Source organism: Rhodococcus sp. IEGM 1341 (genome assembly GCF_030056895.1).
Taxonomy (GTDB): Bacteria; Actinomycetota; Actinomycetes; order Mycobacteriales; family Mycobacteriaceae; genus Rhodococcoides.
Map to the genome: position 1 here is coordinate 1,298,387 of NZ_JASHKV010000001.1, position 17,657 is coordinate 1,316,043.

The following is a 17,657-nucleotide window of genomic DNA, read 5'->3' on the forward strand; positions in this document are numbered from 1 at the left end:
GGGCACCCGTCGACGGGTCATTCAAGGGTGACCTCCACTCCGTCGATGACCTTGAGGAACGGGCAGATCGAGGTCGCCTGCGCCAACACTGCTTCGGCGTCGTCGGTACCGGGAAGAGATACCGCGAGTGCGAACGTCGCGTCGTAGCCGGATGCGTCGGAGTCGGTGAGCACCACGGTGCCCTTCACTGCAAGTTCGTCGACGCTGCCCCCGACGGTTCCGAGCGCGATACGCAGAGATTCGACCAGGCAGCTCGACAATGCGGCGGCCATCAGCTGTTCCGGGTTGGTGTGCTCCCCCGGCCCCCCGAGTTGCTTCGGTTCGCGCACACCGAGGGACAGCACCCCGTCGTCGGAGGTGACTCCCGTCGCGGTGGCAGAGACAGTTGCTGTGTACAGCTCGGTGTTCATCGATGTCGGATGTCCAGTCGGCAGCCGATCGAAACCGTCAGGTTCCGCACCTGCGGAAGGAGGCCGACGGGTACGTGTCGCTGTTCACATATCGGACACATCAGTTTGGTCGAACCTACCGACGGGTAATGCTGCAGTCAGGGCCGAGCATCACGCTGTGACCCACAGGCATCGGCCAGAGTAAATCGACCACCCGACCGAAAGGGGAGCACCATGAGCACATCGACGTTGATCGCCCAGTTGCGTGTCGCACTGCAGCTGACGAACACCGAAATCCAGATCGCCGAGACTCGCGTCGTTCAGGCGCGCACCGAGGCGGTACGCCGGGAGTTGACCCAGAACGCCGCGAACGGTCGCGACCGCGCCGCAGCCATCGAGGAAGCCCTTCGCGGACTCGGCGGACTGCCCGATCTCGTGTCGCCGTTCCTGGGACGCACGCTCGCCGCAGTCAAGGCAGTGGCCGAGCAAGCACAGCCGTTCAACGAGGCCCTGCTGGGCGATCTCGCCCTCGAGCAGCAGCTGCTGGGCCGCGCCAAGTACATCAAGGCTCTGGCCACCGCAGCGAACGAGCCCACCGTCGTCGCTCTGGCGACTCGGCTGGCCACGGCGCACAGCGCCACGGTGGAATGGCTCGAGACCGTCCTCGCGGAAGATGCACTGGGCGGACCCGCAGCACTGCGTCGCACCCCGTTCCAGGCCGCCGCAGGCACCGCGGTCAAGATCGTCAACGCGCCCGCAACCTGGTCGGCTCGCGGTCTCGACCGTGCACTGGACGCAGCTCGCGCTACCCCGGACCGCCTCGCCGGACTTCTGGGCCGCGGCGCTCACGCCGGTGACGTGGCAGTCAAGACGCTGACGGCAAGTCGCGATGCAGCACTCGAAGCAGCCGAGGACGTCACCCGCAGCGAGGGCGTCGATACCGTCGCCGACGCAATCCACACCGCGCGGTCGGCCAGCGGAACCCTGGACGCCGACGAGCTGCCGATCGCGGATTACGACGACCTGAACGTCTCGGACGCCGTCGCCGCCATCAAGGACCTCACCAACCCGACCGACGTTCGCACCGTCGTGACGTACGAAGAGGCACACAAGAACCGCCACGGAGTCGTGTCCGCAGGACAGACGCGCGTGGCAGCAATCGCCAAGGACGTCATCTCCATCGACTGACGAAGATGGATTGATCCTTCTGCGAATACCGATGCGGCCCGTGAACTTCCGGGCCGCATCGCTGTATTCGAAGGACGTCTCTAGGGCTTCAACAGCACCTTGATGGCACCGTCCTGCTTCTTCTGGAAGATGTCGTACGCATGCGGAGCCTCCTCGAGCGAAAGCTCGTGTGTGGCAAACGAGTCGACGCCGAGGGGATCGTCGTCACCGAGCAACGGCATGATGTCGTCGACCCATCTCTTGACGTTCGCCTGCCCCATCCGGAGCTGAATCTGCTTGTCGAACATGGTCATCAGAGGTAGCGGATCGGCCATGCCGCCGTACACCCCGATGATCGAGATGGTTCCGCCGCGGCGGACGATGTCGATTGCCGAGTACAGCGCGCCGAGTCGATCGACACCGGCCTTCTGCATCATCGGCGCGGCCACAGCGTCCGGAAGCATTCCGACGATCTGCTGTGCGAGTTTGCCGACCGGCGATCCGTGCGCCTCCATACCCACCGCATCGATGACCGAGTCCGTGCCCCGGCCGTCGGTCATCTCGCGGATGACGTCGCCGACGCCACCGCTGTGCTCGGCAAGGTTCACCGTCTCGATTCCCCGCGCTGCGGCGCGGGCGAGTCGCTCGGGTACGAGGTCGACGGCGATCACTCGCGCGCCCTTGTGCTGTGCGATGCGCGCTGCCATGTCTCCGATGGGCCCGAGTCCGAGGATGGTCACCGATCCCCCGTCGGGAATTGCCGCGTACTCGACGGACTGCCATGCGGTCGGCAACACGTCGGAGAGGTAGACGAATCGCGAATCCGGAGGTCCCTCCGGAACTTTGATGTGAGTGAACTGCGCCTGCGGGACGCGGAGGTACTCGGCCTGACCGCCGGGAACTTGCCCGTAGAGCTTGGAGAAGCCGAACAGTGCTGCACCCGTTCCCTGCTCGCGCACCTGCGTGGTCTCGCACTGGGTGTAGAGGCTCGAATCGCACATGTAGCAGTGCCCGCAGGAGATCTGGAACGGGATGACCACTCGGTCTCCGACTGCCAGATCGCCGGTCTGCGAACCGACTTCCTCGACGATGCCCATCGGCTCGTGGCCGAGGATGTCACCTTCGTCCATGAAGGCACCGAGTGTTTCGTACAAATGCAGGTCCGAACCGCAGATGTTGGTCGTCGTGATCTTCACGATCGCGTCTGTCGGCAGTTCTATCCGCGGGTCGGGAACGGTGTCCACGCCGACTTTCCTCTTGCCTTGCCAGGTCACTGCGCGCATATGGTCCTTCCGATGGAACGACCTCGAAGTTCGATGTCGTGCACTGCGCATTGCCTGTTGTGACAGGTCACAAACACAGAGGTCGTGAGTGGTTGGTACCGAGCGTCAGCGGGTAGCCACCACTATGACCGCGTTGTTCTCAGTCGATCCGTCCACCGCCCGCTCCCCTGCGCTGCCCACTCCCTGTGGGCCGATCTCCGATGCCATCACTCGGCGCCTGACCGCGGGTGAGCCGAACGGGACTGAGATTATGCCGACACCGACCGAGGTCGATCCCACGTCACGAGACGTGCAACTGTCACTTTTAATCTGCTACGAACTGCACTACCGCGGATTCCAGGGTGTCGCCGACGCCTGGGAATGGGATCCCGAACTCCTTCGACTGCGAGGAGCTCTCGAATCCGCCTTCCTGGCCTACGTACGGGAGAACGTGGAACCCGGCACCGACGCGATCGCAGAGATGGACGCACTGTCCGTCGAGGCCACCTCGGGAACCGGCCCGTCCTGGTTCCTGCGCGACAAGGGCTCATGGGAGCAGATGCGCGAATACTTCGTGCACCGATCCGTCTATCACCTCAAGGAAGCCGACCCGCATGCCTGGGCCATTCCCCGCTTGACGGGTCAGACCAAGGCTTCCTACGTAGCAGTGGAATTCGACGAGTACGGCGGCGGCAAGGGCGACCGCCTGCACCAGCATCTGTGGGCCGAATCGATGGTGGCCGCCGACCTCGATGCCACGTACCTCGGGTACGTCGACCGTGTCCCGGCGCAGACATTGGCGTGGGTCAATCTCATGTCGCTCTTCGGCCTGCATCGTGGTCTGCGCGGTGCCACCGTGGGCCACCTCGCGGCAACAGAGATCACCTCGTCTCCGGGCTCACAGCGCTACGTCCAGGGACTGCAGAGGCTCGATGCCCCCGCAGCATGCATCGCGTTCTACGCCGAGCACGTCGAGGCGGACGCCGTCCACGAGCAGGTACTACGTCACGATGTGGTCGGCACGCTCCTCCGCCACGAGCCCGAACTGGAGGCTGATGTGGTGTTCGGAATGCGTGCGCTGGATTTCGTCGAGAACGAGCTCGCCGACCACGTGATGAAGCGGTGGTCTGCCGGTCAGTCCTCGCTGGACTGAGAGGGTCGCCGCTTGGCGCGGTGGCTCGTGTCGCACAGGGGATAGTTCTTGCTGCGCCGACACGTGCACACCGCGACGACGAAGCGATCCGATTCCACCCGCGTACCGTCGTCGAGTTCGATGTTCACCGGTCCGTCGATCAGCATCGGTCCGCCGCGGACGATTCTCACCGTGGTGCGCGCACCTGCCGCGTCATCGCTTGTCGCCACGAACGACCACCAACTCCTCTGTTCGGCACCCCGGAGCCAATGCTCCGCGAGCTTCCAGCCATTCTGCGCGCCGGTGCATCACAGGCCCGAAATCGATGGTCTGCCGGCCCGCTTCCGTCACCGAGAATCCGTTGTCGGAGAGCATTCTCACGGTGCGGTGGGGGCCGGAGAACTCCGAATGGACGACGAGCAGCACGCCACCCGGCGCGAGCAGGTCGGCCGAGGCGCGACACAGCGGATCGAGCACCGTCCGGCCGTCCTCGCCCGCATCCCAGGCGCGGTGCAGGCCCATCCCCGTCGGAGGAAGCTCGGACGGCACGTACGGGGGATTGCACAGCAGGACGTCGAACGGTTCGAGCTCGGCGGCCTCTGCCAGGGAACCCAACCTGACGTCCACCTCGACGCCTACCGAGCGCGCGTTCCGCTCGGCGCAGTCGACAGCGCGGGGCGAGATGTCGAATGCCACCACTTCGCGCGCACCCAACAGTGCGGCAGTGATCGCCACGGCACCACTGCCGGTGCACATGTCCAACACTCGCGCGCCGGGGACGATGCCCGTCGTGGCGGCGATGTCACACAGCAGAAGCGAATCCTCCTGCGGTTCGTACACCCCTGGATCGGCGTGCACGGATGTCAATGCTCGGATGGAATCGGATTCGGCTGTCGTCATCGGCGTGCCTCCCACGGTGTAGCGATCGTTGTCGTATTCCCGTCGGACCCGCAGTCAAACCCGTTGCCGTTTCGAGGCTTACGAACACCCCACCCCGGGTAGTCCTGTGGAGCGTGGTTGAGGAGTAGCCCGCGGTCCCCGAATGTCGACTGTCGATTCCCCCCGTGCGCCGGGCGAGGAGTTCGGCTGCTCAGGAGTGTGTTCATGATCGTCGTACCGTCCATCACGCCCCCGCTCGCCGAAGTGATTCCGTCGCTGAACGCCTCGCAGAGCTTCGATACCGAGATGATGCTGTCGGTCGACGAGAGCGCGGGTTCCGACATCGTCGTCCGAGTGACCGGCACGATCGGCGACTCGGATGTCCCCCTCCTGGCCGAAACGCTCGGTGAAGCGGCCGAGCGCGGGCGAGCGTTGATACTCGACCTGTCGTCGGTGGCCGGAGCCTCGGCCGGTGTCCACTCCGTACTCGACGCCACCGCCATCCGACTCGGCCGGTGGAATCAGCAACTGTCAGTGGTACTTTCGCCGGCACTGCAGCAGTCCGGCATCGGTCTCGTACCCGATCGAGTCGAGGTACGAGGATCGATGACCGAATCCGTGCTCGCGCCGACAGCAGACACCCGGTGATCCGTTCGATGACGACGAGGGCACGCACCGAAGCGCGGCAGGTGTCTCTGTGACCACCCCGAACACGACCTACGACGTGCTCGTCGTCGGCGGCGGCAACGCGGGCATCAGCGCGGCAGCACGACTGCTGAAGAAGGGCATCTCCGACGTCGCGGTGCTCGAACCCAAGAAAGTGCACACCTATCGCCCATTGCTCTCGTACGTGGGCTCCGGTCAAGCTGCTCTGACCGAGGCCGAGCGCACCCAACGTTCGGTGATCCCGACCGGATGCGTCTGGCTGGAAGATTCGGCGACAGCGATCGACCCGGTGAATCGTCTGGTGCGCTGCGCGTCGGGCACCGAGTACGGCTACCGGGATCTCGTCCTCGGACAGGGTCTCGTCGTCGACACCGACGCGCTGCCCGGAGTGTGGGCCGCGCTCCGATCCCCCGCCGTCACCAGCAATTACCTCGACCGAGCCGAACGCACCTGGCAGCTGGTACGCGATCTGCCAGCCCATAGCAGGGCGGTGTTCACCGTGCCCCGGCCACCGGTCGGGTGCACAGGCACCACCCTCAAGCCGCTGTTCCTCGCGGCAGACCATTGGACCCGCACCGGCCGCATGCCGGGAATGGACATCACGCTGGTGGTGGATCGACACCGACTACTGGGTGTGCCGCAACTCGACAGCATCGTGATCGCACGACTACGCGAGCTCGGCGTGCGCATTCTGACCCGCACTGCGGTGACGGCACTGCACCCGGAGAGCGGACACATCACGGTCACGGACCACGACGGCATCGACGAGCGGCTCGGCTACGACATGCTGCACCTCGTACCGCCGTTCCGCGGTCCGAAGTGGCTGGAGGAATCGAACCTGACCGGGTCCGCCTTGCACGGTGTCGTCGACATCGACGGACGAACTCTGCGCCACCGGATCCATCCGGAGATCTGGGCCGCAGGTGACGGCGCAGCCATCGACACCGATTCCTCGGGTGGCGCACTGCGCAAACAGATTTCGATTCTCGTCGACAATATGATCGCAGCGCGCAGCGGCACGCCGTTGTCGGAGTACGACGGCTACACCGTGGCCCCCATCCCGGTCGATGCACACCGCCTGATCGCTGCCGAGTTCGATCGCACCGGCACCCTGACGCCGTCGTTGCCGTCGTTCGTCGATCCGCTGAAACCCCGGCGCTCCGCCTGGGCGTTCGACCGTTACGGCCTACCGCTGTCCTACTGGAACATGATTCTCGCCGGCCGACTCTGACCGATCGGGCGAGCCCATGAACCCGTCGGGGTCACGGGCGACCACCCGGTGACCGTCGTCCTCCAGGGCGCGAAACGCATCATCCAGGAGCCGTCGAGCCGTGCCGTCGATTGCCCGTACCTCACTGAAATCGACTGTCGTACTGTCATTTTCGCCGAAACCGTGGACCATCCGGGCGATGATCGCCTCGGCACCCGCGAACCGAAGATCACCCTGCAGCTCCACTGTGGTCACACCCTCCGCCTCGGTCACGCTGCGGATGGCCGATTCGCCGCTGGGTGCCACATGCATCATGTGCAGACCCAGATCGCGCGAGAGCCTCTCGAACACCGCCACCCCACGGACGCTGTTGCCGTGCTCGTTCAGCCTCGGGGACAGCACAGCAATCCCCACCTGACCGGGCAGCACACCGATGATCGCCCCGGCAACCCCGCTCTTGGCCGGAATACCCACGGACGCGAGCCAGCTGCCGCTGCCGTCGTACATTCCACAGGTGGCCATGACCGCCAACACGTGTCGATCGATCGCTGGGTCGACCACCTGCTCGCCCGTGTCGGGATCCTTCCCACCGTTCGCCAACACCGCGGCGATCCGGGCCAGGTCGTTGCAGGTCACGGTCACCGCGCACTGACGTGCATAACCGTCGACGACATCGGCGGGCTCGGCTCCGAGATGGCCGACCGACTTCAACAGGTGCGCGATCGCGGTGTTCCGGTCGTCGGACTCGAGTTCTGCCTCGTACACCTGACGGTCGACGGAGAGTCCGCGACCGGCCATTCGGCTCAGAAGGTCCGTCAATCGCCCTGCCCGCTCTTCGCTTCCCTGGCCTCGAATCATCGAATGCACTGCCAGCGCACCGGCATTGATCAACGGGTTCCGCGGTCTTCCGGTCTCCGCTTCGAGGGATATCTCGTTGAACGAGTCTCCCGACGGCTCGACGTCGACGGCCTCGAGCACGGCCTCGATGCCGTTGTCCTCGATGGCGAGAGCGTACGCGACCGCTTTGGCGATCGATTGGATCGAGAATTCGGTGTCGGTGTCGCCCGCTCCGTGCAGCGATCCCCCGACGGTGGCGAGTGCGACCGCGAACGTGTCGGGATCCGCCGAGGCCACTACCGGGTTGCCCTCGGTCACCGTCCCTCCGTCGAACTGTCTGCAGTCCTCCAACACGGAGGCGAGGTATTCGGGAACAGGCGATCTCATGTGTCCACGCTAGTCCTCGGCGAGCAGGTCTTGACATCACGGCCGTGCTGCCGCTTACACTCCTGGTTCCTCAACCGTTGTAGGGCCCCCTCCCGCAAAGATCGGATTCCTGACGTGCGATTGCGACGCCTGATCGCTGCCGATTCGACAGATCGTCTGGCCGTGTACGCACCCGAGTCGGGATCGTGGGTCGACCTCGATACCGCCGTGTCGACATTGGGTGCCGACGAGTCTCTACGCCCGCTCACCCGCACCGTGCTCGGGTTTCTCGATGCCGGCGAACGCGTGCGCGACGCGGCCTCTGCCGTGGTGCAGCGCGCCGTGTCCGAGGGAGTCGCGGTGATCGACCGACCGGCACCGACGCTTCCGGTGGTCCCGGCGTCGCTTCGCTGCTTCCTCGGCTGGGAGGCTCACTGGGATCTGGCCGCGCACAACCTGGTTCGCCGCAACCTCCCGAAAGCTCTCCCCTTCATCCGCGGATTCGAAGCCGTCACTCGATCGACGTTTCCGGCGCTCCGTCCGGGGCCGGGATTCGACGACCATCCGGTCTACTACACCGGCAACCACCTCACCGTCGTAGCCGACGAAGCTCCGGTCGAGTGGCCGTCCTACAGCCGGGCACTGGATTTCGAGCTCGAGTTCGGAGCGGTGGTGACCAGGCCCGTGCGCGACGTATCCGAGCGAGAGGCCACTGCTGCGATCGGAGGGTTCGTGGTGTTCGACGACATCAGCGCCCGCGACACCCAGTGGGAGGAGCAGCGCCGCACCCCGTTCGGTCCGGTGGTCAAGACCAAGACATTCGCCAGCTCCATGGGAGCCGACATCGTGACCGCCGACGAGATCACGCCGTATCTGGATTCGTTGACGGCCACCGTCACCGTCAACGAGGAACTATGGTCGACGACCGGCACCGCCGGTATGCGGTACTCGGTCGGCGAATCTCTCGCATACGCCAGCCGCGGCGAAAACGTCTACCCCGGTGAGTTGTTGACGTCCGGCACGCTTCCGCGCGGATGCGGCCTGGAACTCGACCGATGGATCGCCCCGGGCGATCGCGTCGAGCTGAGTATTCAACGGATCGGATCGGTCACCAACACGATCGGGACTCGCTGAACTCAGCGCTCGGTATCGGATTTGTCGGTGGAGGCATCCTGGAACATCTCCAGGAACGATCCGAAGCCGGATGCTCCCTTGCGTGGTTCGTCCATGTTGTGGTCGACGGCTCCTGCCGCCCCCTCGTCGTGTGTCATGTCTTGTAGCTTGCCGCTCGCAAATTTCAGCGAATCAGGGACCGAGGACACGAATCGGCAACGAAAGATAACGGACCGATAACGACGAACTCGAAGCTATGGATGGATCGAGCACGGTTTCCATCCATAACTTCGAGTTCGGTCGAGAGAGTTAAGCCAGCTCGAAGCGATCGAGCATCATGACCTTGTCCCAGGCAGCGACGAAGTCCGCGACGAACTTGTCCTTGGAGTCGTCGCAGGCGTAAACCTCTGCGAGAGCGCGCAATTCGGAGTTCGATCCGAACACCAGGTCGTTGCGAGTTCCGGTCCACTTCTTCTCACCGGTCGCCGCATCCTTGGCTTCGTAGATGCCTTCCTCCGCGGCGGGGACCCATTCGGTGCCCATGTCGAGGAGGTTGACGAAGAAGTCGTTGGTGAGCGTTCCGACCTTGTCGGTCAGGACGCCGTGCGACGACTTTCCGAAGTTGGCTCCGAGCACACGCAGTCCGCCGACGAGCACGGTCATCTCGGGTGCACTGAGCGACAACAGGTTCGCCCGATCGACGAGGGAGTACTCGGCCGGAAGCTTCTGACCCTTGCCGAGGAAGTTGCGGAAACCGTCGGCCTTCGGCTCGAGATCGGAGAACGAATCGACGTCCGTCTGCTCCTGCGTCGCGTCCATACGGCCCGGCGTGAACGGCACGCTGACACCCGACGCCTGCTCGAGTGCTGCGACGCCACCGAGAACGACGAGGTCGGCGAACGACACCGTTCCGGAGAACGACTGCTGGACTCCCTCGAGCACACGAATGACCTGTGCGAGCTCGTCGGGCTCGTTGACCTCCCAGCCTGCCTGCGGCTGCAGGCGCAGACGGCCACCGTTGGCACCGCCGCGCTTGTCGCTGACTCGGAACGACGACGCCGCGGCCCAGGCAGCCGAGATCAGCTGGTCCTGAGTCAGGTCGGAACCGAGGATCGTCTGCTTGAGCTCGGCGATCTGAGCGTCGTTGATCAGCTCGTGATCGACGGCCGGGATCGGGTCCTGCCAGAGCAGGGGCTCCGCCGGAACCTCGGGGCCGAGGTAACGCGAGACCGGGCCCATGTCACGGTGGGTGAGCTTGAACCACGCCTTCTGGAATTCCTCTGCGAGCTCCTCGGGGTGGTCGAGCCAGCGACGGGTGATCTGCTCGTAGATCGGGTCGACGCGCATCGCGATGTCGGAGGTCAGCATCGACGGGTGGCGACGCTTGGTGGGATCGGCGGGGTCGGGAACGAGATCTGCGCCCTCGCCGTTCTTCGGGCGCCACTGGTGCGCACCTGCGGGGCTCTTGTGGAGCTCCCACTCGAATCCGTACAGCGTCTCGAGGAAGCTGTTGTCCCACTGGGTGGGCGTGGGGGTCCAGATGACTTCGAGACCACTGGTGATCGCGTCCGCACCGACACCGCTCTGGTAGCTGTTCTTCCAGCCGAGGCCCATCTGCTCGATGGGTGCGCCCTCGGGCTCGGCACCGATGTGCTCGTCGGGATCCGCCGCACCGTGCGTCTTACCGAAGGTATGCCCACCGACGGCGAGTGCCGCGGTCTCGATGTCGTTCATGGCCATCCGGCCGAAGGTCTCGCGAATGTCCAGTGCGGACTGCACCGGATCCGGGTTGCCGTTGGGGCCCTCGGGGTTGACGTAGATCAGGCCCATCTGCACTGCGGCCAAGGGGTTTTCGAGACTCGTGCGGTCACCGTTGTAGCGCTCGTCGCCCAGCCAGGTCTGCTCGGGGCCCCAGTAGACGTCCTCGTCCGGCTCCCAGGCGTCGACGCGTCCGCCGGCGAAGCCGTAGGTCGGCAGACCCATGGACTCGATGGCCACGTTGCCGGTGAGCACGATCAGGTCGGCCCAGGAGAGCTTGCGGCCGTACTTCTGCTTGACCGGCCAGATCAGACGACGAGCCTTGTCCAGGCTGGCATTGTCCGGCCAGCTGTTCAGGGGGGCGAAGCGCTGCATGCCCGCTCCGGCTCCACCGCGCCCGTCCTGCTTGCGGTACGTGCCTGCGGCGTGCCACGCCATGCGAATGAAGAAGGGGCCGTAGTGACCGAAGTCGGCAGGCCACCAGGGCTGCGAGTTGGTCATGAGGGCTTCGATGTCGCGCTTGACCTCGGCGAGGTCGAGGGAGTTGAACTCGGCGGCGTAGTCGTAATCTGCACCCATCGGGTCGCCGACGGCCGGGTTCTTCTTGAGAATCTTGAGGTTCAGAGCCTTGGGCCACCACTCGCGGTTACCGCCACCCTCCACGGGCATCGGCATCGAATCGTGCATGACCGGACACTTGCCACCCGACTCCTGTGGCTGATCCTCGTTCATCTCTTTTTCGCGTGTTGTGTGATCTTGTGACACGTGCTTCCTTCCGAAGTGTGACGATCGGGCTGTGATCGAGGTCGATTCACGAACTCTGCTGTGTTCGAGAACCGGGAGGGAACGAAACAGGAGCTGTCGACTGCCCTCGAGCAGCCGAACACTGTGCGCAGAAGCCCCAGTAGATGACTTCCGCCTCGTCGATCGTGAAACCGACGGAGTCCGATGCGGTGAGACACGGCGTTTCGCCGACCGCGCAGTCCACGTCGGCGATGACACCGCAGGAGCGGCACACCGCGTGGTGATGGTTGTCGCCGACACGAGATTCGTACCGAGCAGGAGATCCTGCCGGTTCGATTCGCCGTACCAGGCGCGCCGCGGTCAACGCATTGAGCACGTCGTACACGGTTTGCCGCGACACCTCGGGCAGCACCGATCGCACGAGCCCGAGGATCGTGTCGGTGTCTGCATGAGGATTGGATCCGACGACCCCGAGCACCGCGACCCGCGGACGGGTCACGCGCATGTCGGCGGTGCGTAACAGCTCCGCGTACGGTGAGATCGGCATCACAGCAATATTATCCTCCGCTTTTCTGGACAAAGTCAAGTATGCAGACGAATTCTCCGAATGTCGACCGCAACGACGCTCGACGCGTCACCTCGGAGCCGACACGACTCCCACTGTTCGTTTTCCGGTCACTCCCCCGCGGCACCGAACCCCGACTTCAGGCCGGGGTCGGAGACGGCGGCACCTGTTCGGCCTCGATCAGCGCCTGCCGTTCCACTGCTTCTCGATGCCGCGCAACACCTCGAGCGTCCGAGCAGAATCGGCATCGACAGCCATCCTCGACCGGGCACGCTCGAGCGCACGCTCGGCCCGCGTCACCGCACGGTGCCCCGAGTCGGTGGACTCGACCATGTACTGCTGCCGATTTCGCGGATTGACGCTCCGCGCCAGCAGCCCCGCCTCGACGAGACTTGCCGTCGTGGCGGTGATACTCGTCCGGTGTCGCACCAACTCCCGCGACAGCGCACTGTAGGACATCGGCCCTCGTCTGCACACCAGTTCCAGTACCTCGTACCTCGCCCAACTGAGCCCCTGCGCGTCCAATGCCTCGGCCAGACGAACCCGCGCGGCCGACGCCATGCGCAGCACCGTGGACACGATTTCGAGCTCGGTCGAATGCACCGGAGAGCTACCACCGTCGAACGATTCAGCGAGGGCAGTCATCGAACACCCCCTACTTGATCTCTGCGAGGACGGTGCCTTGGGTGATGGCGTCGCCTGCGGTGACGGTCAGGCCGGTGATGGTGCCTGCTTTGTGGGCGTTGACGGGGTTTTCCATTTTCATTGCTTCGAGGACGGCGATGAGGTCACCGGCGTCGACGGTTTGGCCTTCGTCGACGGCGACTTTGACCACGGTGCCCTGCATGGGTGCGGTGACCGAGTCTCCGGATGCGGCACCGGCTCCGGCACCGCCACGGGTGCGGGCTTTGGGTTTGCGGCGTACCGCTCCCGCGGGCCCGCCGCCGTTACCGCCGCCGCCGAGGGACAGTTCCCCGGGCAGGGAGACCTCGACGCGGCGGCCACCGACCTCGACGACGACGGACTGCCGCGGCAGGACTTCCTCGTCGTCGATGGGTTGTCCGGCGGTGAACGGGGGAACCTGGTTGTCCCATTCGGTTTCGATCCAGCGGGTGTGGACGTCGAAGGAGTCGCCGTCGCCGATGAACGCCGGATCGGAGACCACCGCGGCGTGGAACGGAATCACCGTCGCCAACCCTTGGACATCGAATTCGGCCAGCGCTCGACGCGACCGCGCGAGGGCTTCCTCGCGGGTCGCGCCGGTGACGATGAGCTTGGCGAGCATCGAATCGAACTGGCCACCGATCACCGAGCCCGATTCGACACCGGAATCGACGCGCACCCCGGGTCCCGACGGCGCACGGAAGGTGGTCACCGGACCGGGGGCGGGCAGGAAGCCGCGTCCGGCGTCCTCGCCGTTGATCCGGAACTCGAACGAATGCCCCCGCGGTTCGGGGTCGTCGGTGATGGACAGTTCTTCACCGTTGGCGATCTTGAACTGCTGCAGCACCAGGTCGATGCCGGAGGTTTCCTCGGTGACGGGATGCTCGACCTGCAGACGGGTGTTCACTTCCAAGAACGACACCAGGCCGTCCTGGCCGACGAGGTATTCGACCGTGCCGGCACCGTAGTAGCCGGCTTCGAGGCAGATGGCTTTCGCGGAGGAGTGGATTTCTTTGCGTTGGGCGTCGGTGAGGAACGGGGCGGGGGCTTCCTCGACGAGTTTCTGGAAGCGGCGTTGCAGGGAGCAGTCGCGGGTGCCGGCGACGATGACGTTGCCGTGTTGGTCGGCGATGACCTGAGCTTCGACGTGGCGGGGCTTGTCGAGGTAGCGCTCGACGAAGCATTCTCCGCGCCCGAACGCGGCGACGGCTTCGCGGGTGGCGGAGTCGAACAGTTCGGGGATTTCCTCGCGGGTGCGGGCGACTTTCATGCCGCGTCCGCCGCCACCGAACGCGGCTTTGATCGCGATGGGTAGGCCGTGTTCGTCGACGAAGGCGAGGATCTCGTCGGCGTCCTTGACCGGTTCGGAGGTGCCGGGGACCGAGGGGGCTTTGGCGCGGGCGGCGATGTGGCGGGCGGTGACCTTGTCGCCGAGGTCGCGGATCGACTGCGGGGACGGTCCGATCCAGATCAGACCGGCGTCGATGACGGCTTGGGCGAAGTCGGCGTTCTCGGAGAGGAATCCGTAGCCGGGGTGGATGGCGTCGGCCCCGGACTTGGCGGCCGCGTCGATGATCTTGTCGATCACCAGATACGACTCCGCGGAGGTCTGCCCGCCGAGCGCGAACGCTTCGTCGGCCAGACGGACGAACGGGGCGTCGGCGTCGGGTTCGGCGTACACAGCGACACTGGCCAACCCGGCATCGGCCGCAGCCCGGATCACCCGCACCGCGATCTCACCACGATTGGCGACAAGAACCTTCGAGATTTTCTTATGGGAAGTCGAGGTAGTCATGTACTGAAATTCCTTCACTGGCCATATCGGGCATTGACGAAAAGAGCTGGGGCACTGTTGAGTCCGTAGCGATGCATGTCTTCCGGGCGACCCCACAGATCGATCGGGGCCGGCAACTCCTCGGCCACCGACGGCTGCGCGGCAGTCAAAACCGCAACGACAGCAGCGATCTCGGCGTCCGTCGGACTTCCGCGAAACGACCAACTGACCGACGCTGCAGCATGATTCGCTTCGTCGTTCGCTGCGTCATGATTCGCTTCGTTCATAGTGGGATGTTTCCGTGTTTCTTGGGTGGGAGGGTGACTTGTTTGCGTTCGAGTAGTCGTAGTGCGGTGACGATCTGGCCGCGGGTGTGGCTGGGGGGGATGACGGCGTCGAGGTAGCCGCGTTCGGCGGCGATGTAGGGGTTGACGAGGGTGTCTTCGTATTCCTGCTGCAACCTCAGGCGCAGGGCGTCGACGTCCTCCCCGTTCTTGGCGGCTTCGAGCAACTGTTTGCGGTAGACGAACCCGACGGCACCGGAGGCTCCCATGACGGCGATCTGCGCGGTCGGCCAGGCGAGGTTGACGTCGGCTCCCATGTGCTTGGACCCCATCACGTCGTACGCGCCGCCGTACGCTTTGCGGGTGATGACGGTGATCTTGCCGACGGTCGCTTCGCCGTAGGCGTAGAGCAGTTTCGCGCCACGGCGGATGATGCCGTTGTATTCCTGCCCGGTGCCGGGCAGAAACCCGGGAACATCGACCAGGGTGATGATCGGGACGTTGAAGCAGTCGCAGGTCCGCACGAACCGGGCTGCTTTCTCGGAAGCATCGATGTCGAGGGTGCCCGCGAACTGGGTGGGTTGGTTGGCCACGATCCCCACCGATCGGCCGTCGATGCGCCCGAACCCGACGATGATGTTGCGGGCCCGGCCTTCTTGCACTTCGAGGAATTCGTCGTCGTCGAGGATCCGGGTGATGACCTCGTGCATGTCGTACGGGGTGTTCGGTGAGTCGGGGATCAGGGTGTCGAGTTCGAGGTCCTCGGCGGTCAGATTGTCCTCGATGGACCCGGCGATCGGGTCCGAGGGTGCGGTGCGGGGGGCGTCGGCGCGATTGTTGCTCGGTAGATACGACAGGAGGTCGCGGACGTAATCCAACGCGTCTTGTTCGCCGGAGGCGACGTAGTGCGCGACCCCGGACTTTTCCATGTGGGTGTGCGCGCCACCGAGTTCTTCCATGGTGACGTTCTCGCCGGTGACGGTTTTGATGACGTCGGGTCCGGTGACGAACATCTGGCTCGTGCCGTCGACCATGACCACGAAGTCGGTCAGCGCCGGGGAGTAGACGTGCCCGCCGGCGGCGGGTCCCATGATCACCGAGATCTGTGGGATCACTCCGGAGGCGCGGACGTTGCGGTGGAAGATCTCGCCGTACAACCCGAGGGAGACGACACCTTCCTGGATGCGGGCTCCGGCACCTTCGTTGATCCCGACCAGGGGCCGTCCGGTTTTGACGGCCAGGTCCATGACCTTGACGATCTTCTCGCCGTAGATTTCGCCCAGGGAGCCGCCGAAGACGGTCGCGTCCTGGGAGAACACGCACACATCGCGGCCGTCGACGGTGCCGTAGCCGGTGACGACACCGTCACCGAAGGGCCGGTTGTCCCCGAGCCCGAAGTTCTGGGAGCGGTGCCGGGCGAGGGCGTCGAGTTCGACGAACGAGCCCTCGTCGAGCAACGCGGTGATCCGCTCGCGGGCGGTGAGCTTGCCTTTGGCGTGGACCTTGTCCACCGCTGCCTCACCGGACGGAATCTCCGCAACCGCGAGACGTTTACGAAGATCGGCCAATTTACCCGCAGTGGTATGGATATCGGGTTCGGTCGTGGTCATGAAGGAGTCCCCTACGGTTGCTGTTCGGGCGTGTCGAGTGGATTCTGGTGTCAGCTGGTTGCGAGCGATCGGGCGATCACCAGACGCTGAATCTGGTTGGTGCCCTCGAAGATCTGGGTGATCTTGGCGTCGCGCATGTATCGCTCGACGCGGAAGTCGCGGGTGTAGCCGTAGCCGCCGAAGACCTGCACCGCATCGGTGGTCACCTTCATGGCCGCATCGGTGGCGATCAGCTTTGCCACGGAGGCGTTGCGCGAGTAGGGAAGTCCGGCGTCACGCCGACGGGCGGCGTCGAGGTAGGTGGCGCGGGCGGAGTCCACTGCGGCCGCCATGTCCGCCAATACGAAACCGAGGCCCTGGTGGTCGATGATCTTCTTGCCGAACGCCGTACGCTCCTGGGCGTACTTCACCGCGTCGTCGAGTGCCGCCTGAGCGATTCCCACTGCTACAGCGGCGATTCCGAGCCGTCCGGCGTCGAGCGCGCTGAAGGCGATCTGCAGCCCCTGCCCCTCCGCACCGATTCGCCAATCGGTGGGGACGTGGACGTTGTCGTAGTGCGCCGAGGTCGTCGGGACGGCGTGCAGCCCCATCTTCTCCTCGGGCCTACCGAAGCTCAGGCCGTCGGTTCCGTCCGGAACGAGGAAGCACGAGATTCCCTTGGATCCTTCGCCTGTTCGGGCGAACAGGTTGTAGAAGTCGGCCACTCCACCGTGCGTGATCCACGCCTTCGAACCGTTCACCGTGTAGCCGCCCTCGGTCGGGGTGGCCTTGCAACTGAGTGCGGCAGCGTCCGAACCGGCCTGCGCCTCGGACAACGAGTAGGCACCGATCTGAGCCCCACCGAGCATGTCGGGAAGCTTGTCGGCTTTCTGTTGGTCGGTACCGAAGGCCATCACGGGATAGCAGGCCAGACCGTGCACGCTCACTGCAACGGCCACTGCCGCCCAGCGCGATGCCAGTTCTTCGAGGACCTGGAGGTAGACCTCGTACGGTTGGCCACCACCGCCCCATTCCTCCGCGTACGGCAGGCTCAGCAGTCCTGCCTCACCCAGGGTGGCGAACACTTGGTCCGGGTACGCCTCACGCCGCTCATGATCGTCGACGATCGGGTCGAGCACCTTGTCTGCCACGTCGCGGGTCAGCGCGATGAGGTCGCGCGCTTCGGCAGTGGGCAACAGACGATCGACGGGCACGTGGAAAACCTCCGGGAAGTTCGGATCAGTACTGCCGGATGATCC

Annotated in this window: 18 protein-coding genes; 5 read left to right on the forward strand and 13 right to left on the reverse strand. The window is 65.0% G+C overall.

Annotation, left to right across the window (positions count from 1 at the left end):
• Window positions 1–17: 17 nt before the first annotated feature.
• A complete protein-coding gene (locus QM615_RS05745) occupies window positions 18–410 on the reverse strand; it encodes an OsmC family protein (RefSeq protein ID WP_094639042.1) in 393 nt (130 codons plus the stop codon).
• Window positions 411–623: 213 nt separating this feature from the next.
• On the opposite strand from QM615_RS05745, the gene QM615_RS05750 reads away from it, so the two are divergent.
• A complete protein-coding gene (locus tag QM615_RS05750; protein WP_149405264.1) occupies window positions 624–1,577 on the forward strand; it encodes a ferritin-like domain-containing protein in 954 nt (317 codons plus the stop codon).
• A gap of 80 nt (window positions 1,578–1,657) precedes the next feature.
• Here the strand turns inward: QM615_RS05750 and QM615_RS05755 are convergent, their stop codons facing one another.
• Window positions 1,658–2,839: a zinc-dependent alcohol dehydrogenase gene (locus QM615_RS05755; protein WP_149405263.1), complete on the reverse strand. Its 1,182-nt coding sequence runs from the start codon at window positions 2,837–2,839 to the stop codon at window positions 1,658–1,660.
• 124 nt (window positions 2,840–2,963) lie between these two features.
• On the opposite strand from QM615_RS05755, the gene QM615_RS05760 reads away from it, so the two are divergent.
• Window positions 2,964–3,971: an iron-containing redox enzyme family protein gene (locus QM615_RS05760; protein ID WP_149405262.1), complete on the forward strand. Its 1,008-nt coding sequence runs from the start codon at window positions 2,964–2,966 to the stop codon at window positions 3,969–3,971.
• Here the strand turns inward: QM615_RS05760 and QM615_RS05765 are convergent.
• Both QM615_RS05765 and QM615_RS05770 read right to left on the reverse strand, forming a co-directional pair.
• Window positions 3,953–4,117, reverse strand: coding sequence for a CDGSH iron-sulfur domain-containing protein (locus QM615_RS05765; RefSeq protein WP_149405611.1), 165 nt, complete (start codon window positions 4,115–4,117; stop codon window positions 3,953–3,955). The two genes, QM615_RS05760 and QM615_RS05765, sit on opposite strands and share 19 nt — an antisense overlap.
• Window positions 4,118–4,163: 46 nt before the next feature.
• On the reverse strand, window positions 4,164–4,850 hold the full coding sequence (locus tag QM615_RS05770) for a HemK2/MTQ2 family protein methyltransferase (RefSeq protein WP_068050316.1): 687 nt from the start codon (window positions 4,848–4,850) through the stop codon (window positions 4,164–4,166).
• A 204-nt stretch (window positions 4,851–5,054) separates the two neighbouring features.
• Here QM615_RS05770 and QM615_RS05775 point away from each other — a divergent pair, with 204 nt between their 5' ends.
• Both QM615_RS05775 and QM615_RS05780 read left to right on the forward strand, forming a co-directional pair.
• Window positions 5,055–5,477, forward strand: a complete 423-nt coding sequence (locus tag QM615_RS05775) for a hypothetical protein (RefSeq protein WP_149405261.1) — start codon at window positions 5,055–5,057, stop codon at window positions 5,475–5,477.
• Window positions 5,478–5,526: 49 nt separating this feature from the next.
• Window positions 5,527–6,726 (forward strand): NAD(P)/FAD-dependent oxidoreductase, encoded by a 1,200-nt coding sequence (locus QM615_RS05780; protein ID WP_149405260.1) that lies wholly within the window; start codon window positions 5,527–5,529, stop codon window positions 6,724–6,726.
• Here the strand turns inward: QM615_RS05780 and glsA are convergent.
• Window positions 6,682–7,929, reverse strand: coding sequence for a glutaminase A (glsA, locus tag QM615_RS05785; protein WP_149405259.1), 1,248 nt, complete (start codon window positions 7,927–7,929; stop codon window positions 6,682–6,684). The two genes, QM615_RS05780 and glsA, sit on opposite strands and share 45 nt — an antisense overlap.
• A gap of 114 nt (window positions 7,930–8,043) precedes the next feature.
• Here glsA and QM615_RS05790 point away from each other — a divergent pair, with 114 nt between their 5' ends.
• Entirely contained in the window at window positions 8,044–9,042 is a 999-nt protein-coding gene (locus QM615_RS05790; RefSeq protein ID WP_188078553.1) for a fumarylacetoacetate hydrolase family protein, read from the forward strand.
• A gap of 2 nt (window positions 9,043–9,044) precedes the next feature.
• On the opposite strand, the gene QM615_RS05795 is transcribed toward QM615_RS05790, so the two are convergent.
• From QM615_RS05795 to QM615_RS05830, 8 genes are all read right to left on the reverse strand, one after another.
• The gene (locus QM615_RS05795; RefSeq protein WP_255183086.1) at window positions 9,045–9,179 is read right to left on the reverse strand and encodes a hypothetical protein; all 135 of its coding nucleotides are present in this window, start codon (window positions 9,177–9,179) and stop codon (window positions 9,045–9,047) included.
• Window positions 9,180–9,330: 151 nt separating this feature from the next.
• Window positions 9,331–11,511 carry a catalase/peroxidase HPI gene (gene katG / locus QM615_RS05800; RefSeq protein ID WP_188078552.1) on the reverse strand — a complete coding sequence of 727 codons (2,181 nt, stop codon included), beginning with the start codon at window positions 11,509–11,511 and terminating at the stop codon, window positions 9,331–9,333.
• A gap of 79 nt (window positions 11,512–11,590) precedes the next feature.
• Window positions 11,591–12,070, reverse strand: a complete 480-nt coding sequence (locus QM615_RS05805; RefSeq protein WP_149405256.1) for a Fur family transcriptional regulator — start codon at window positions 12,068–12,070, stop codon at window positions 11,591–11,593.
• A gap of 198 nt (window positions 12,071–12,268) precedes the next feature.
• The gene (locus tag QM615_RS05810; protein WP_149405255.1) at window positions 12,269–12,733 is read right to left on the reverse strand and encodes a MarR family transcriptional regulator; all 465 of its coding nucleotides are present in this window, start codon (window positions 12,731–12,733) and stop codon (window positions 12,269–12,271) included.
• 10 nt (window positions 12,734–12,743) lie between these two features.
• Entirely contained in the window at window positions 12,744–14,546 is a 1,803-nt protein-coding gene (locus QM615_RS05815) for an acetyl/propionyl/methylcrotonyl-CoA carboxylase subunit alpha (RefSeq protein WP_149405254.1), read from the reverse strand.
• 14 nt (window positions 14,547–14,560) lie between these two features.
• A complete protein-coding gene (locus tag QM615_RS05820; protein WP_149405253.1) occupies window positions 14,561–14,812 on the reverse strand; it encodes an acyl-CoA carboxylase epsilon subunit in 252 nt (83 codons plus the stop codon).
• Window positions 14,809–16,419, reverse strand: a complete 1,611-nt coding sequence (locus QM615_RS05825; RefSeq protein ID WP_149405252.1) for an acyl-CoA carboxylase subunit beta — start codon at window positions 16,417–16,419, stop codon at window positions 14,809–14,811. The genes QM615_RS05820 and QM615_RS05825 overlap by 4 nt, the downstream gene beginning before the upstream one ends.
• A gap of 50 nt (window positions 16,420–16,469) precedes the next feature.
• Window positions 16,470–17,612: an acyl-CoA dehydrogenase family protein gene (locus tag QM615_RS05830; RefSeq protein ID WP_149405251.1), complete on the reverse strand. Its 1,143-nt coding sequence runs from the start codon at window positions 17,610–17,612 to the stop codon at window positions 16,470–16,472.
• Window positions 17,613–17,657 lie beyond the last annotated feature (45 nt).

Coding starts and splice junctions, on each gene's coding strand:
- katG (WP_188078552.1), bottom strand. CDS start 11,511: ATGAACGAGGATCAGCCACAGGAGTCGGGTGGCAAGTGTCCGGTCATG.
- QM615_RS05770 (WP_068050316.1), bottom strand. CDS start 4,850: ATGACGACAGCCGAATCCGATTCCATCCGAGCATTGACATCCGTGCAC.
- QM615_RS05815 (WP_149405254.1), bottom strand. CDS start 14,546: ATGACTACCTCGACTTCCCATAAGAAAATCTCGAAGGTTCTTGTCGCC.
- QM615_RS05760 (WP_149405262.1), top strand. CDS start 2,964: ATGACCGCGTTGTTCTCAGTCGATCCGTCCACCGCCCGCTCCCCTGCG.
- QM615_RS05820 (WP_149405253.1), bottom strand. CDS start 14,812: ATGAACGAAGCGAATCATGACGCAGCGAACGACGAAGCGAATCATGCT.
- QM615_RS05825 (WP_149405252.1), bottom strand. CDS start 16,419: ATGACCACGACCGAACCCGATATCCATACCACTGCGGGTAAATTGGCC.
- QM615_RS05805 (WP_149405256.1), bottom strand. CDS start 12,070: ATGCCGATCTCACCGTACGCGGAGCTGTTACGCACCGCCGACATGCGC.
- QM615_RS05795 (WP_255183086.1), bottom strand. CDS start 9,179: ATGACACACGACGAGGGGGCGGCAGGAGCCGTCGACCACAACATGGAC.
- QM615_RS05775 (WP_149405261.1), top strand. CDS start 5,055: ATGATCGTCGTACCGTCCATCACGCCCCCGCTCGCCGAAGTGATTCCG.
- QM615_RS05765 (WP_149405611.1), bottom strand. CDS start 4,117: ATGCTGATCGACGGACCGGTGAACATCGAACTCGACGACGGTACGCGG.
- QM615_RS05745 (WP_094639042.1), bottom strand. CDS start 410: ATGAACACCGAGCTGTACACAGCAACTGTCTCTGCCACCGCGACGGGA.
- QM615_RS05810 (WP_149405255.1), bottom strand. CDS start 12,733: ATGACTGCCCTCGCTGAATCGTTCGACGGTGGTAGCTCTCCGGTGCAT.
- QM615_RS05755 (WP_149405263.1), bottom strand. CDS start 2,839: ATGCGCGCAGTGACCTGGCAAGGCAAGAGGAAAGTCGGCGTGGACACC.
- glsA (WP_149405259.1), bottom strand. CDS start 7,929: ATGAGATCGCCTGTTCCCGAATACCTCGCCTCCGTGTTGGAGGACTGC.
- QM615_RS05750 (WP_149405264.1), top strand. CDS start 624: ATGAGCACATCGACGTTGATCGCCCAGTTGCGTGTCGCACTGCAGCTG.